Raw genomic sequence first — 14784 nt, 5'->3', positions numbered from 1 at the left:
CCCCACCCCCCGCGCCCCCCCCCCCCCCCCCGGCGCGCCGTTCGTCGGCCAGTTCGTCGGCGAGCCGGTCCTTGAGCGCGACAGGCAGCGCGGCCAGCCGCGCCACCGGCAGCTCCGGTACGGCGGAGGGCATCCGCACGGCCAGCGTCAGCACGAGCGCGCCCAGCGGCGCGGTCGTCCCCGCGGCTGCCGTCATGCCGAGCGCGCCGAGCAGCCGGGCCAGCGCGCCCGCCTCGGTGGCCGTGCGCTCGCCCGAGGCCCCGCAGAGGGCCGCCACGACCTGGTCCACCAGGGCCGCGTCCAGGGTGCGCGCGTGCATCCGCGCCCAGGCCGCCGCCTCGGCGCGGGCGTCCGCGCCCAGGGTGACGCCGCGGGCGAGCGCGGCGCAGGCGAGAGCGCCCGTGGACAGCCGGCCGTCCGGCAGGCCGTCCGCGTCCGCGAACGCCTCGGGCGCGCCGGCCAGCCAGATCCGCGCCGCGGTGGCGGCCCAGGTGCCCGTCGTGTCGGTGGGATCGGGAGGCCCGGCGGGAACGGCCGGCCCAGCGGCCGGCGGCGCGTCCTCGCCGGGCCCAGGAGCGCTGTGCGGCGCCCCGTCGAATATCAGGAACCCGCCGCCGTCCTGCGCCTTGCGCCCGGTCAGCGCGGCCACGTCCTCCGGCAGCACGCCGACCACCTGCTGCGGCGCAGGACCCGGCCGCCGGGTGTACGTGGTGAACGTCAGCCGCTCCGCGTACGCCCGCGGCAGCGCCGCCGACGCCAGCGCCAGCCAGCGCGCCACATCCGTACTGTCCCGCTCGACCAGGAACAGCCGCGACAGCCGCCCACTCGGCCCTCCCGCGTGCGGATGCCGCCCCTCGCACACCTCCCGCACCGCGGCCAGGAAGCCGGCCAGCCGCCCCGCCCTGGTGGTGGCGAACGCGGTCAGCGCACTGCCGCCGAGCGGACCCGCGGGCACCGGGGACGTACGGAAGGCCGCGAGCGGTGCGATCCGCCCGTCCACCGGGGCGGCGCCCGCCCACTGCGGGTCCTCCCACGCGGCGAACGGCAGTGCCCCGCCCGGCAGTCCGCCCCCCGGCGGGATCACCACCGCGTGGGTGTGGAAGGCGCACCAGCGCCCCGTGTGATCCACCCCGGTGCACACCGACCGGGCCAGCAGCCGGCTGCCGTCCGACAGCAGACTGTGACTCAAGGTACGCGGCAGCGCGGCCAGTTCGGCCGCCGAGGGGTGCGGAGGCGCGTCCCGCGGCGGCTCGTACGCGAGCAGCGCCTCCGCCTCCTTCAGGACGGCGTGCGACACGCCGGGCGCCACGGCGGTGAACCGTGGGCCGGGCGCGTCGGAGCCGCCCTCGGCGGTCGAGGTGTAATGCAGCTGCGCCAGGCTCATACCCGGGACCCTTCGTACCTACGTGCCCTGTCCGCCGTGCGGGCCCCGCTGCCGCTCCGTGCCGCGTGCCGCGGCCCGGTCCTGAGCGCTCGGCGGCGTGGCCGGCGCGGGAGAAGGGGGGTCCTCGCGGAAAGCTTTCCAGATCGCCGGCCGCGGAGTCGAACAGCCCCCCGCACCACCGGCTCCGGGGGCGTCCAGGCACCCGGCCCGACCCGGACGAAAGCCCCTCGGTCACAATCGCGGGCATGGACGCATACCGGTTCGACGGGCTCGTCGCCCGCGCCCACGGCCTCGTCACCCCCGGCGGGCGGCGGCTGCTCGGCATCGCGGGGGCGCCGGGCGCGGGGAAGTCGACGCTCGCGCGGCGCCTGGTGGACCGCCTGGAGGAGCGGCACGGGGCGGGCACGGCCGCCCTTGTCGCGATGGACGGATTCCACCTCGCGCAGGCCGAACTGGAGCGGCTCGGCAGAGCGGAGCGCAAGGGCGCGCCCGACACGTTCGACGCGGCCGGCTACGCGGCGCTGCTCGCCAGGCTCCGCGCGCCCCGGCCCGGCGAGGTGGTCTACGCGCCCGCCTTCGACCGGTCGATCGAGGAGGCGGTCGCCGGCAGTGTCCCCGTCCCGCCCGGGGTGCCGCTCGTCGTGACCGAGGGCAACTACCTGCTGCACGACGACCCGGACTGGTCGGCGGTGCGCCCGCTGCTGGACGAGGTGTGGTTCCTCGACCCCGATCCCCGGGCGCGGGTGGCCCGGCTGGTCGAGCGGCACGTCAGGTTCGGGAAGGAGCGCTCCTTCGCCGAGCGCTGGGTGGCCCGCTCGGACGAGGCGAACGCGCGGCTGGTCGAGGCGGGCCGGGACCGGGCCGACCTGGTGCTTGCGGGCGACGTGTTCCCGCCCGCGGGTACGGCGGGACCGGGCGCGGAGGCCGCGGGCGGCGAGGTCACGGAGCGGGTCCCCGGGCACACCGGCGGTGACGCCGCCGGTGCGGGCGGTGGTGCGGCCGGCCCCGGCGCCGAGGGCGGGCGGCGGAATTCCGGCGCGCCGGAGGACTGGGCATAGCATCGAAAGGGCAGGGGCACCAGCGGTCGGCCCGTCGGCCGGCGGGAACGGCCCGCGCGGCGGACCGCCGGACAGCACGGGCCCACGGCACGGAGCGAAGACGCGAAGACGGGGTACGGATGCGGGACAGGGAGCGGGAGCGACGCACGGGAAGGACGGAGACGACGGGAGAGCCGTACGGGACTGAGAAGCCGTGCAGGGCCGAGACACTGTGCGCGGCTGAGAGCGCGTACGGGTCTGAGATGCCGTACTGGGCTGAGAGGCTGTGCGGGGCTGAGAGCGCGTACGGGTCTGAGATGCCGTACTGGGCTGAGAGGCTGTGCGGGGCTGAGAGCGCGTACGGGCCTGAGAAGCCTTACAGGGCTGAGAGGCCGTACACGGCTGCGCAGGCTGCGAGAGCCGGAAGGACCGGCGGAACTCACAGGGCTCGAAGGGCCGAGGGGACGGAGGCGAAACGGCGTGCGGCTGTTCCGGCGCGGACCACGGCGTGACCCGCGTGACGCCCCCCGCGACCGGGCGTTCTCGTTCTTCTCCGTCGACGAGGCCGCGTACTTCCGTGCCCGGGTCAGGGAGGCCTTCGCCGAGCGCGGCCTTGAGGTGACCCTGTACGAGTCGGCCGTCGTGGACAACGCGGGCCGCCAGTTCGGCCTCGGCAACCTCGCCGCCGTCTGCCACAACGACCGCCGGGGCCCCCGTGCCTGGGGCGAGCTCGCCCGGCGCCACGCCGCGATGGTGCTGCGTACGGTGGACGGGCCGTCGGCGCTCGACACGCTGCCGCCCGCGCAGATCAGGGCGCAGCTGTACCCGCGCGTGATCAGCGGAGAGGGGCTCGACGCGGAGAACTTCGGCTATGCCCGCTCTGTCGCTCCCGGGTTGTACGAGCTGCTGGCGCTCGACCTGCCCGAGTCCGTGATGATGCTGACCGACGAGGCGCTCAGCCGGCTCGGCGAGACGGACCGGCTGCGCGAGCGCGCGATGGACAACCTGCGGGAGCTGCCGATCGAGGGCCGCGAGACCGTCAGGGACGACAACGGGATGCGGTTCGAGGTCGTCGTCGGCGACTCCTTCTACACGGCGAGCCGTGTCCTGGCGCTGGAGAGCCTGATCAGGCAGACGACGGGCCAGCAGCTCACGGCGGACGGCGCGCTCGTCGCGATGCCGTTCCGGCACCAGCTGGCGTTCCATGTCATCCGCGACGCGAGCGTGCTCCCGTCGCTGACGGGCATGACGATGTTCGCCGCGTCCGGGTACGAGGACACGCCGGGCGCGATCAGCCCGTACGTCTACTGGTGGCGGGGCGGCACGATCACGCAGCTCAGCGAGAAGGAAGAGGACGGCGACGGGCTGCGGGTCGTGGTGGACGAGGACTTCCAGGAGGTGCTGGAGCGCCTGGTGGCGCGGCAGGAGCCGCCGGAGGGCTGACGGCGACCGGCGGCGGCCGGCCGATGCCCTGCGGTCGCGGGCGGGCCGATACCGGCCATCATCCGCCGTACGCGTTTGGCGAGTTGGTGATCCGTGCAGAAATGCCCCGGGCCTTCGCCGGCGTCCGCCGTCTCCCGGCGGCCATGGTGAGGGCTCCCGGCCCGTGTGCCCCGTCCCGGTATCGAGAGGTGATGTTGTCATGTCCCTGATTGGTCGATCATCCATCGGCAGGCCCCTCGCGTCCCTGGCGCCCCTTCTCGCCCTGCTGGGCCTGACCCTGCTGCCCGCGACCCCCGCGGCGGCGTCCGGGGCGACGGCCTCCAGCGTCCCCGGTATGCCCTCGCCCTGCTGGGCCACGCACTACGGAGAGGGAATCCCGCCCGGGTCCTACACCGCGAGCGGGGAGATCTTCGATCCCAACGCCCTCACCGCGGCGACCTCGCTGAGCCTCAGCCCGCAACTGCCCTTCGGCTCCATGGTCACCGTCACCAACACCGCCAACGGCGCCTCCGTGACCGTCCGCATCAACGACCGGGGCACCTTCGCCGCCAGCCCCTCGCAGCCGTTCTGCATCGACCTCACCGACGGCGCCTTCAGCCGCATCGGCGCGATCTCGCCGGACCCCGGCCACTTCGTCGTGAACGTCGACCCCGCGTAAGGGCACCGGCGGTCGCCCGGAGGCCGTGCGCGTCCTGCGGCCTCGCGTGTCCGGCGACCCCGCGCGCACTCGCGTGGCCGGGTGTGCGTTGGCACCATGAGGGCATGTCCTCCACCGCGTCAGAACCCGCCTCCGCGCCCGCCCCCTTCACCGCCGCCGACTACCGTGCCCGCCTGGAGCGCGCCGCCGCCTCGGCCGCCGCGGCCGGGCTCGCGCGGCTCCTGGTCGCGCCGGGCCCCGACCTGACGTACCTCACCGGCTACCGGCCCACCGCCGACACCGAGCGCATGACCCTGCTCGTCGTACCGGCGGACGGCGATCCGCTCCTCGTCGTGCCCGCGCTGGAGGCCCGGGGCGCGGAGAGCGCGCCCGGCGCGCCCGCCCTGACAGCGGCCCCGTGGACCGACGCGGACGACCCGTACGCGCTGACCGCGTCCCGCCTCGACGCGAAGGGCGCGTTCGGGATCAGCGACAACGCCTGGTCGCTGCACCTGCTCGCCCTCCAGCGGGCGCTTCCGGGCACCTCGTACCGGGGGCTCTCCGACGCCCTGCCGATGCTGCGCGCCGTCAAGGACGAGCGGGAGCTGGCCCGGGTCGCGGCGGCGGGCGCCGCGGCGGACGCCGCCTACGAGGAGATCCTGAAGGTCCGCTTCGCCGGGCGCCGCGAGTCCGAGATCGCGGCGGACCTGGCGGCGCTGCTGCTGGCGCACGGCCACTCCCAGGTCGACTTCACCGTCGTCGGCTCGGGCCCGAACGGAGCCGATCCGCACCACGAGGCGGGCGAGCGCGTCATCGAACGCGGCGACATGGTCGTGCTCGACTTCGGCGGCCTCAAGCACGGCTACGGCTCCGACACCACCCGCACCGTGCACGTGGGGGAGCCGACGGCGGAGGAACGGCGCGTCCACGACACCGTCCGCGCCGCGCAGGAGGCCGGTTTCCAGGCCGTACGGCCCGGCGCCGCCTGCCAGGACGTGGACCGCGCGGCGCGCGCGGTGATCGAGGACGCGGGCTACGGCTCGTACTTCATCCACCGCACGGGCCACGGCATCGGCGTCACGACCCACGAACCGCCGTACATGATCGAGGGGGAGGAGCGGCCGGTCGTCCCCGGCATGTGCTTCTCGGTCGAGCCGGGGATCTATCTCCCGGGACGGTTCGGCGTCCGCATCGAGGACATCGTGACCGCCACCCCGTCGGGGGGCCGCCGCTTCAACACCACGTCCCGCGAGCTGGCGATCGTGGAGTAACGGCCAGGGCCCCGGTGTTGCGGGGCGCGGCCCGACCGCCAGGAGCGGGGGCCGCGGGGGTGACCGGGCCCGTGCCCCGGCGATCTACTGTGACGCCATGAGCCATGACGCGCTGACCGGTTCCGTCGTCCGCCTCGTCCCGCTGTCCACCGACCACGCCGAGGCACTCTTCCCCTCCGCGTCCGACCCCGAGGTGTGGCGCTGGATGCCCAGGCCCCGCCCGGAGACGTTGGCCGGGACCCGGGCGATGCTCGGCGAGTTCGTGTCGAACCCCGACTGGCGGTGCTTCTCGGTCCAGCGCCTCGACGACGGCGCCGTGATCGGTTCGACCAGCCTCTACGACCTCGATCCCGCAGAGGGGCGCGCCGAGATCGGCGCGACCTGGTTCGACCGCTCCTGCTGGGGAGGCCCTTACAACGCCGAGTCCAAGCTCCTGCTGTTCACCCACGCCTTCGAAGACCTGAGTCTTGCCAGGATCGCCCTGCGCACCGACAACCTCAACAAGCGCTCCCAGCAGGCCATCGCACGCCTGGGCCTGGTGTACGAGGGAACGCTGCGCAGCCATATGCGGCGCCAGGACGGTACGCGCCGCGACTCGCTGTACTACAGCGTGCTCGCCGAGGAGTGGCCCGCCGTCCGCGAGAAACTGCGCGCCAGGATCGCGGCCAAGACGGCCGCCGACGCATCCGGCGGGTGACGCCCGGGACCCGACGCCGGCTCCGTCCCGCACGCGACCCGCCCGCCTGCCGCGCCCCAGCCCCGGGCATGCCGCGCCCCGCGAGCCCCTACGCCCCCGCCAGTACCACCGCGCACTCGCCCGGCAGACGCAGCACCCCCGCCTCGTCCGGCGGCCGGACTTCGGCCCACGCCGCAAGGACCCGGCGCGGCCCGCCGCCCAGCGGGATGTCGCGGGGAGCGTCCGACAGGTTCACCACGACCGACAGATCGCCCCTGCGGAACGCCAGCCAGCGCTCCGCCTCGTCGTGGGCGACGGCCACCGCCGACAGGTCCGGGTCGGTCAGATCGGGCTCGGCGGCCCGCAGCGCGATCAGCTCCCGGTACCAGGCGAGCAGTCGCGCGTGCGGCTCCCGTCCCCGCTCCGAGCGGTCCAGGCAGGACCGGTCCCTGGTCGCGGGGGACTGCGGGTCCGGGATGTCCTCGGCCGCCCAGCCGTGCGCGGCGAACTCACGCCGCCTGCCGCTGCGTACGGCCTCCGCCAGCTCCGGATCGGTGTGGTCGGTGAAGAACTGCCACGGGGTGCGCGCCCCCCACTCCTCGCCCATGAACAGCATCGGCGTGTGCGGCCCGGTCAGCACGAGCGCCGCCGCGCACGCCAGCAGGCCGGGGGAGAGCTCCGCCGAGAGCCGGTCGCCCCGCGCGCGGTTGCCGACCTGGTCGTGCGTCTGCGCGTAGCCGAGGAAGCGGTACGCGGGCGTGCGCGCACGGTCCACGGGCCTGCCGTGCGTCCTGCCGCGGAACGTGGAGTACGTGCCGTCGTGGAAGAACACGCGCGTCAGCGTTTTCGCGAGCGCGGCCAGCGGCTCCCGGGCGAAGTCCCCGTAATACCCCTGCGACTCACCGGTGAGCGCGGTGTGCAGCGCGTGGTGGAAGTCGTCGTTCCACTGCGCGTGCAGGCCGAGGCCGCCGGCCGGGCGCGGGGTCGTCGTGCGGGGATCGCCCAGGTCGGACTCCGCGATCAGGAACAGCGGCCGGCCCGTCTCGGCGGCCAGCAGGTCCACCTCGGCCGACAGTTCCTCGAGGAAGGTCAGCGCCCGCGTGTCGGCGAGCGCGTGCACCGCGTCGAGGCGCAGCCCGTCCAGGCCGAAGTCGCGCAGCCAGGCGAGCGCGCTGCCCAGCAGGAACGCCCGCACCTCGTCCGAGCCCGGCGCGTCCAGGTTCACCGCGGCGCCCCACGGCGTGTGGTGCGTGTCGGTGAAGTACGGTCCGAACGCGGGCAGATGGTTGCCGGACGGCCCGAGGTGGTTGTGCACCACGTCGAGCACCACACCGAGGCCCAGGGCGTGCGCCGCGTCGACGAAGCGGGCCAGCGCCTCCGGCCCGCCGTACGGCTCGTGCACGGCCCACAGCGACACCCCCTCGTAACCCCAGCCGTTGGTGCCGGGGAACGGGCACAGGGGCATCAACTCCACGTGCGTGATGCCCAGTTCCGCCAGCTCGGGCAGCTGGGCGGCGGCCGCGTCCAGCGTGCCCTCCACCGTGTACGTGCCCACGTGCAGCTCGTAGAGCACCGCACCGGCCAGGGGCCGGCCCGGCCACGCCACCCGCGGCTCCGGCACCCCGGTGCCGAGCACCGCGCTCAGCCCGTCGGGGCCGTCCGGCTGACGGCGCGAGCGCGGGTCGGGCAGGACCGGCCCGCCGTCCAGCGCGAAGCCGTACCGGCTGCCTGCCCCGGCCCGCGCCTCGACCGTCCACCAGCCGTCCCTGGCCGGATCGCGCCGCATCGGCAGGTCCTCGCCGTCGAGCCGCAGCACGACCTGCTCGCCGGCCTTCGGCGCCCACACCTCGAACTGCACAGGTCCCCCTCGTCCGTCCGCACATCACCGTGGTCCCATGGTGACAAGCCGCACCGCCTCTCGCGGGGGCAGCGCGCCGGGCCGCCCGCAGGTTCCGCTCCGCGCCACCCGCCCATTCCGCCCTTACGGGGCTCTTCGCCCGGCTCGTCTGGACACTCACGGCCCGTCGGCCCGACAATCTGGTGTGTGACGTCCTCCTTCGACCAACCCGTGTACCAGGCGCGGCCCTCCGACGCCGAGCGCGACCGTGTGCTCGCGGTGCTGCGGGAGGGCGTGGCCGCGGGGAAGCTGTCGCAGGACACGTTCCTGCGCCGGATGGACCTGGTGCTCTCGGCCCGCAGGGCGGACGAGCTGAAGCCGCTGACGGCCGATCTGGAGAGCGAAGGCCGCCTGTCCCGGCGGCTGTTCGGGGCGGTCGGTCGGCTGTCGTCGTTCTCGTTGCGGCTGCGGGCGGCCTGGCAGGCGGAGCGGCTGCCGAAGCTGCTGCTGCCGCAGCCGGGCCCGCACCCGCTGCGGATAGGCCGCGATCCGGGCAACGGCCTGCGGCTCACCCACGACACGGTCTCCCGCCACCACGCCGAGCTGATGATGCGGGACGGACTGTGGGTCCTGCGGGACCTGGGCTCGACCAACGGCACGACCGTCAACGGCCGCCGGGTCGTCAGCGCGACCGTGGTCGCCGACGGCGACCAGGTCGTCTTCGGACGGATGGGCTTCCGCATCGCGACCCACTGAGCCTCCGGGCGCCCGGGCCGAGTCCCTCAGTCCTCCCTGGCCAGCAGGGCGATCGGGCGGTCCGCGAACAGCTCGGCCAGACGCAGCGCGTCCGTCTCGTACACGCGCGGCGGGGCCGCCAGGACATCGCGCCAGCGGCCGGGCGGCAGCGGCAGCGCCGTGTCCGCCCAGCCGCCGGCCTCGGCGAGGCGCAGCGGCAGCCGGGTGACCGCCGTGATCACCTCGCCGGAGCGGCCGAACGCCAGGCAGTGCGCCGCCGCGGGGCCCGTCGCGTCGAGGCGCGCGTACGTGCCCGACTCGCCGAAGGCCGCGGGGCGTTCGCGGCGCAGCAGCAGCGCGGCCGTCGTGACGACGGTCTTCTCGTCCGGCGGGCCGGGCCGGAAGCGGGCCCTGTTGTCCGGGTCGACCAGCGCGTAGTACTCGCGCTCCGTGCCCTGGTAGAGGTCCGGGACGCCGGGCATCGTCAGGTGCACGAGCGCGGCGCCGAGCGACGCGGCCCGTACATACGGGTCGAGGGCGCGCGTGAAGTGCGCGACGGTGCGCCGTGCAGCCCCCGCGGGGCCCGCCGCGACGAAGTCCCTCACCGCCTGCTCGAAGCGCGGGTCGCCCTCCGTCCAGCTGGTGCGCAGACCCGACTCGCGTACGGACTTCAGCAGCGCGCCCTCCATCCGCTCCCCTTCGGGCGCCGCCGCGAGCGCCGCGTCCACGTCCGCCGTGTCGCCCGCGGGGGTGAAGCCGAGCGCCGTCTGCCACGCCTGCCAGGCGACCAGCGGGTCGGGCGCGACGACGCCGGAGACCTGCGCCAGCAGGTCGTCCCACCAGCGCGGGCACTGGGACAGCACCGCGATGCCGGCCCGCACGTCGGCGCTGCGCTTCGTGTCGTGCGTCGTCAGGACCGTGCCGGTGGCGGGCCAGTCGCGGGCGATGCGCTCGCAGAACGCGTGGAACTCGTCGGGGCTCACCGCGGGCGCCGCGGGCTCCCCGCCCACCTCGTTCGCGGAGCTGAGCGGCAGGAACCGGTAGAACGCCGTGTCCTCCACGGACTTGGCGCGCAGCGCCGACGCCGTCTGCGCGAACCGGGCGCAGAACGCCACATGGTCGGGGCCGTCCCCGAGCCCGCCGAGCGCGAGTTCCCGTACGACATCGACCGCGGCGGCCTCCTCGGGGACCGCGAACACCGCCTTGGCGGCCCGTGCCGCCTCCGGGGACACGGCGGCGGCCGCCGCCTCGGTGCGCGGCCCGCCGGGTGTCACGTAGGGCCGGTACAGCTCCATCCGCACCAGCAGTTCCCTGACCGCGGTCTCCAGCGCCCACGGCGCGTGGTCCCGCAGCGCCGGGTCCCGCGCGCAGATCCGGCTCGCCGTGCGCACCAGGGACGCGGTCTCCGCGGCGAGTTCGTGCAGGAGCACCCGGTAGGCCGCCCTGCGCACCGTCGGCCCCCAGTAGCCGCCGCGGTCCTCAGAAGGCGCCACGACCTCGCGGAAGCGGCGCTCCAGCAGCTCCGCGCCGACCGGGTCCGTGAAGACGCCGTCGACGCGGCGCAGCGCGTCGTAGCCCGTCGTGCCCGCCACGGGCCAGGCCGCGGGCAGCCGTTCCTCGCCGGTGAGGATCTTCTCGACCACGGTCCAGCAGCCGCCCGTCGCCTCGCCGAGCCGCCGCAGATAGCGCTCCGGGTCCGCGAGGCCGTCCGGATGGTCGATCCGCAGGCCGTCCACCACCCCGTCCCGCACGAGTTCGAGGATCTTGGCGTGGCTCTGGGCGAACACCTCGGGGTCCTCGACCCGCACCCCGATCAGGTCCGAGATGGTGAAGAAGCGGCGGTAGTTCAGCTCCGTACGGGCCAGGCGCCACCACGCGAGCCGGTAGTGCTGCGCGTCCAGCAGCTCCGGCAGCGGCAGCTCCTCCGTGCCGGGCGCCAGCGGGAAGCGCTGCTCGCCGTGGCACAGTTCGCCGTCCTCGACCACCAGCGCGCCGAGCTCCCCGCCGAGCGGTCCCGGCAGCACCGGCAGCAGGATCTTCCCGTCGCCGGCCGCCCAGTCGACGTCGAACCAGCGCGCGTACGGCGACGCCTCGCCGTGCCGCAACACCTCGCGCAGCACCCGGTTGTACCGCGGCGACATGGCCATGTGGTTCGGCACGATGTCCAGGACGACACCGAGCCCGTTCTCCCGGGCCCGGCGCGCGAGCTGCCGCAGCCCCTCCTCGCCGCCGAGCTCCGCGCGCACCGACGCGTGGTCGGTGACGTCGTAGCCGTGCGTCGAGCCCGGCACCGCCTCGAGCACCGGCGACAGGTGCAGGTGCGAGACGCCGAGCGCGGCGAGATAGGGCACGGCCTTCTCGGCCTTGGAGAACGGGAAGTCCGGCCGCAGCTGGAGCCGGTAGGTCGCGGAGGGCGTCATGGACACGTACGTACCCCGTGCGGAGCTTTCCGTGTCATCGGCATCGGCATCGGCATCGGTCACTCGTACGTCCGGTGGTCGCGTAGGGGGAGCTTCGGCCAGGCGCGGGGACGCTCACGCGTCCCGGTCGTACAGGTACGGCGTGGTCGTGGTCAGGGCGGCGAAGCCGAGCCGCTCCAGGATCGGACGGCTGTCCTCGGACGCGTCGACCTGGAGGAACCGGTAGCCGCGCCGGGCCGCGATCCGCGCGCGCTGTGCCACCACCGCGCGGTAGACGCCGCGGCCCCGCCACTCGGGCAGCGTACCGCCGCCCCAGAGGCTCGCGAACTCCTTCCCCGGCGGAAACTCCGCCCGGGCCGCGCAGACCGGTGTGCCGTCCGCGACGGCGAGCACGGCGGAGAGCGTGTCGGGCTCCTCGGCGAGCTGCCGGGCGAGCGGCTCACGGAAGGAGCTGCTGCCGGGCCCGAACACCTCGTCGTGGACCGCCGCCATCCGGGCGACGCCTGCGGCGTCCGTCACCGGCTCCAGCCGCACGCCGTCCGGCAGCCGCGTCCGCGCCGTGCGCTCCACGACGGCGGCGGTCGGGGCGGCCATCAGGGTCTCGGGCGGCTCGGCGCGGAAACCGGCCGACGCGAGCCGCTCACCGAGGTCGTACGGCGTGTCGTGGGCGTACAGCTTCCACTCGAAGGGCCGGCCGGCGAAGTACGCGATCTGCGCGGCGATCCCGGCGTCCGCCGAGGCCTCGTCCAGGTCCGACCAGAGCACGCCGTTCCAGCCGTCGCCGCCGCTCTGGCGCACGGCCGACGCGGTGCGCTCCACCCGGGTGCCGGGGCCGTCGGGCGCCGCCTCGCGCCGCATCTGCCGGTCGAAGAGCGCGAGTACCTCGGTGTGGTCCATCCCCGCACTGCACCACCGGGAGGGCGGCGCGGCAACCGGTTTTGGGCCGCCGGCGCCAGGCCCTCACGCCGGGCGCATCAGGACCGCCATGCTGCGGCTCATCAGGGTGATCCGCTCGCCGCCGTCCGCCGTGGGGCCCGCGCCCGGCGGCACCCCGCCGGGGCGCGCGGTGTCCACCACGAGCTGCCACTGCCTGCCGTGGTTGACCGGCAGCAGGAACTCCAGGTCGTCCGGGCTCGCGTTGAACATCAGCAGGAACGAGTCGTCCGCGATCCGCTCGCCGCGCGGTCCCGGCTCCGAGATCGCGTGGCCGTTCAGGAACACCGTCATCGCGCTCGCGCTGGACGCCTGCCAGTCCTGCTGCTTCATCTCGTCGCCCTCGGGCGTGAACCAGGAGATGTCGGAGAGTTCGTCGTGCGTGCCCTCCACCGGGCGCCCGTGGAAGAAGCGGCGGCGCCGGAACACCGGGTGGTCGCGGCGCAGCCAGACCATCGCCCGGGTGAAGGCGAGGAGGCTCTCGCCCTCCGGCTCGGGCACCGGGGTGCCGTCCTCGGCCTTCGCGTCCGGGTCGGGCCAGTGCACCCAGGAGATCTCGTTGTCCTGGCAGTACGCGTTGTTGTTGCCGCCCTGGGTACGGGCGAACTCGTCGCCGTGGCTGAGCATCGGCACGCCCTGGGACAGCAGCAGCGTCGCGATGAAATTGCGCATCTGGCGCCTGCGCAGCTCCAGGACGCCGGGATCGTCGCTCTCGCCCTCGGCGCCGGAGTTCCAGGACCGGTTGTAGCTCTCGCCGTCCCGGTTGTCCTCGCCGTTGGCCTCGTTGTGCTTCTCGTTGTACGAGACGAGGTCGTGCAGGGTGAAACCGTCGTGGCAGGTGGTGAAGTTGATCGAGGCGAGCGGCCGGCGCCCGTCGTCCTGGTAGAGGTCGGACGAGCCGGTCAGCCGGGACGCGAACTCCGCGAGCGTGCGCGGCTCGCCGCGCCACAGGTCCCGCACGGTGTCGCGGTACTTGCCGTTCCACTCCGTCCACAGCGGCGGGAAGTTGCCGACCTGGTAGCCGCCCTCGCCGACGTCCCACGGCTCGGCGATCAGCTTGACCTGGCTGACCACCGGGTCCTGCTGGACCAGGTCGAAGAACGAGGACAGCCGGTCCACCTCGTGGAACTGCCGGGCCAGGGTCGCCGCGAGGTCGAAGCGGAAGCCGTCGACATGCATCTCGGTGACCCAGTAGCGCAGCGAGTCCATGATCAGCTGGAGCACGTGCGGGGAGCGCATCAGCAGCGAGTTGCCGGTGCCCGTGGTGTCCATGTAGTAGCGGGGATCGTCCGTGAGCCGGTAGTACTGCGGGTTGTCCAGGCCCCGGAAGGACAGGGTGGGTCCCAGGTGGTTGCCCTCGGCCGTGTGGTTGTAGACGACGTCGAGGATCACCTCGATGCCCGCCTCGTGCAGCGCCTTCACGGCCTGCTTGAACTCCAGCACCTGCTCGCCCCGGTCACCCCAGGACGCGTACGTGTTGTGCGGGGCGAAGAACCCGATGGTGTTGTAGCCCCAGTAGTTCGCGAGGCCCGCGTCCGCGAGCCGGTGGTCGTTGACGAACTGGTGTACGGGCATCAGTTCGAGCGCCGTCACGCCCAGCTCCGTCAGGTGCTCGATGACCGCCGGGTGCGCCAGGCCCGCGTACGTGCCCCGCAGCTCGTCGGGCAGCGCGGGGTGCAGCATCGTCAGGCCCTTCACATGGGCCTCGTAGATCACGGTGCGGTGGTAGTCGGTGCGCGGCGGCCGGTCGTTTCCCCAGTCGAAGTACGGGTTCACGACGACGGACGACATCGTGTGCGGCGCCGAGTCCATGTCGTTGCGGGAGTCCGGCTTGCCGAAGTGGTAGCCGTAGACCTCCTCGCCCCACTCGATGCTGCCGCTGATGGCGCGCGCGTACGGGTCGAGCAGCAGCTTCGCGGAGTTGCAGCGCTGTCCGTTCTCCGGCGCGTACGGGCCGTGCACGCGGAAGCCGTACCGCTGGCCCGGCATCACGCCGGGCAGGTACGCGTGCCGGACGAACGCGTCGGTCTCCCGCAGTTCGACGGCCGTCTCGGAGCCGTCGTCGTGCAGCAGGCACAACTCGATCCGGTCGGCGGCCTCGGAGTAGACCGCGAAGTTGGTGCCGGCGCCGTCGTAGGTGGCGCCGAGGGGATACCTCTGTCCCGGCCAGATCTGCATAGACGAAACTCTTCCATTTCTGATCCGGGTGGTGCCGGTCTCTTCCCGCAGATCTTCCCCGAAAGTCGGGTCAGTACCTAGGACCTCTCGTTTGGATCTTGTCGGGCTCGCGTGCCCCGGCACCTCCCCCACCCTCCGGGCGGGGGGACCCCCACTCGCGGCGTTGTCGTCGGTCGCCATGGCTCCGCCATGACTCCCTCCTCCGCCTTGCGATTCACGGCACCGGACCCCGC

11 protein-coding genes are annotated in these 14784 nt (G+C 74.2%); 6 read left to right on the top strand and 5 right to left on the bottom strand.

The features are described 5' to 3' along the window. The coding region (locus LCE31_RS24780) for a GTPase-associated protein 1-related protein (RefSeq protein ID WP_263632257.1) at positions 1–1384 on the bottom strand (1384 nt) is incomplete at its 3' end. Between the two features lie 245 nt (positions 1385–1629). Here LCE31_RS24780 and LCE31_RS24775 point away from each other — a divergent pair. From LCE31_RS24775 to LCE31_RS24750, 5 genes are all read left to right on the top strand, one after another. Then, positions 1630–2442 (top strand): nucleoside/nucleotide kinase family protein, encoded by an 813-nt coding sequence (locus LCE31_RS24775; protein WP_374118546.1) that lies wholly within the window; start codon positions 1630–1632, stop codon positions 2440–2442. Between the two features lie 459 nt (positions 2443–2901). Beyond that, positions 2902–3864 (top strand): DUF1444 family protein, encoded by a 963-nt coding sequence (locus LCE31_RS24765; protein WP_225017774.1) that lies wholly within the window; start codon positions 2902–2904, stop codon positions 3862–3864. A 199-nt stretch (positions 3865–4063) separates the two neighbouring features. Then, positions 4064–4522, top strand: a complete 459-nt coding sequence (locus tag LCE31_RS24760; protein WP_225017771.1) for a septal ring lytic transglycosylase RlpA family protein — start codon at positions 4064–4066, stop codon at positions 4520–4522. A 104-nt stretch (positions 4523–4626) separates the two neighbouring features. Next, entirely contained in the window at positions 4627–5772 is a 1146-nt protein-coding gene (locus tag LCE31_RS24755) for an aminopeptidase P family protein (protein WP_225017769.1), read from the top strand. 97 nt (positions 5773–5869) lie between these two features. Beyond that, on the top strand, positions 5870–6469 hold the full coding sequence (locus LCE31_RS24750) for a GNAT family N-acetyltransferase (protein ID WP_225017767.1): 600 nt from the start codon (positions 5870–5872) through the stop codon (positions 6467–6469). Between the two features lie 88 nt (positions 6470–6557). On the opposite strand, the gene treZ is transcribed toward LCE31_RS24750, so the two are convergent. Then, positions 6558–8306 (bottom strand): malto-oligosyltrehalose trehalohydrolase, encoded by a 1749-nt coding sequence (treZ, locus tag LCE31_RS24745; protein ID WP_225017765.1) that lies wholly within the window; start codon positions 8304–8306, stop codon positions 6558–6560. Positions 8307–8492: 186 nt separating this feature from the next. On the opposite strand from treZ, the gene LCE31_RS24740 reads away from it, so the two are divergent. After that, on the top strand, positions 8493–9041 hold the full coding sequence (locus LCE31_RS24740; protein WP_225017763.1) for a DUF1707 and FHA domain-containing protein: 549 nt from the start codon (positions 8493–8495) through the stop codon (positions 9039–9041). A 26-nt stretch (positions 9042–9067) separates the two neighbouring features. On the opposite strand, the gene treY is transcribed toward LCE31_RS24740, so the two are convergent. The 3 genes from treY to glgX form a co-directional block, all read right to left on the bottom strand. After that, positions 9068–11440, bottom strand: coding sequence for a malto-oligosyltrehalose synthase (gene treY, locus LCE31_RS24735; RefSeq protein WP_225017761.1), 2373 nt, complete (start codon positions 11438–11440; stop codon positions 9068–9070). A gap of 114 nt (positions 11441–11554) precedes the next feature. After that, positions 11555–12337, bottom strand: coding sequence for a GNAT family N-acetyltransferase (locus LCE31_RS24730; RefSeq protein WP_225017759.1), 783 nt, complete (start codon positions 12335–12337; stop codon positions 11555–11557). Positions 12338–12400: 63 nt separating this feature from the next. Further along, positions 12401–14551, bottom strand: coding sequence for a glycogen debranching protein GlgX (glgX, locus tag LCE31_RS24725; protein ID WP_225017757.1), 2151 nt, complete (start codon positions 14549–14551; stop codon positions 12401–12403). Positions 14552–14784 lie beyond the last annotated feature (233 nt).

This window comes from Streptomyces sp. 8L, from assembly GCF_020176795.1.
Taxonomy (GTDB): Bacteria; Actinomycetota; Actinomycetes; order Streptomycetales; family Streptomycetaceae; genus Streptomyces.
Note: the sequence above shows the minus strand (reverse complement) of the source record. Positions and strands in the feature narration are given on the sequence as shown.

What these genes read in the sequence shown, in the direction of transcription:
- LCE31_RS24760 (WP_225017771.1), top strand. Translation starts at nt 4,064, where the DNA reads ATGTCCCTGATTGGTCGATCATCCATCGGCAGGCCCCTCGCGTCCCTG.
- glgX (WP_225017757.1), bottom strand. Translation starts at nt 14,551, where the DNA reads ATGCAGATCTGGCCGGGACAGAGGTATCCCCTCGGCGCCACCTACGAC.
- LCE31_RS24755 (WP_225017769.1), top strand. Translation starts at nt 4,627, where the DNA reads ATGTCCTCCACCGCGTCAGAACCCGCCTCCGCGCCCGCCCCCTTCACC.
- LCE31_RS24750 (WP_225017767.1), top strand. Translation starts at nt 5,870, where the DNA reads ATGAGCCATGACGCGCTGACCGGTTCCGTCGTCCGCCTCGTCCCGCTG.
- treY (WP_225017761.1), bottom strand. Translation starts at nt 11,440, where the DNA reads ATGACGCCCTCCGCGACCTACCGGCTCCAGCTGCGGCCGGACTTCCCG.
- LCE31_RS24730 (WP_225017759.1), bottom strand. Translation starts at nt 12,337, where the DNA reads ATGGACCACACCGAGGTACTCGCGCTCTTCGACCGGCAGATGCGGCGC.
- LCE31_RS24775 (WP_374118546.1), top strand. Translation starts at nt 1,630, where the DNA reads ATGGACGCATACCGGTTCGACGGGCTCGTCGCCCGCGCCCACGGCCTC.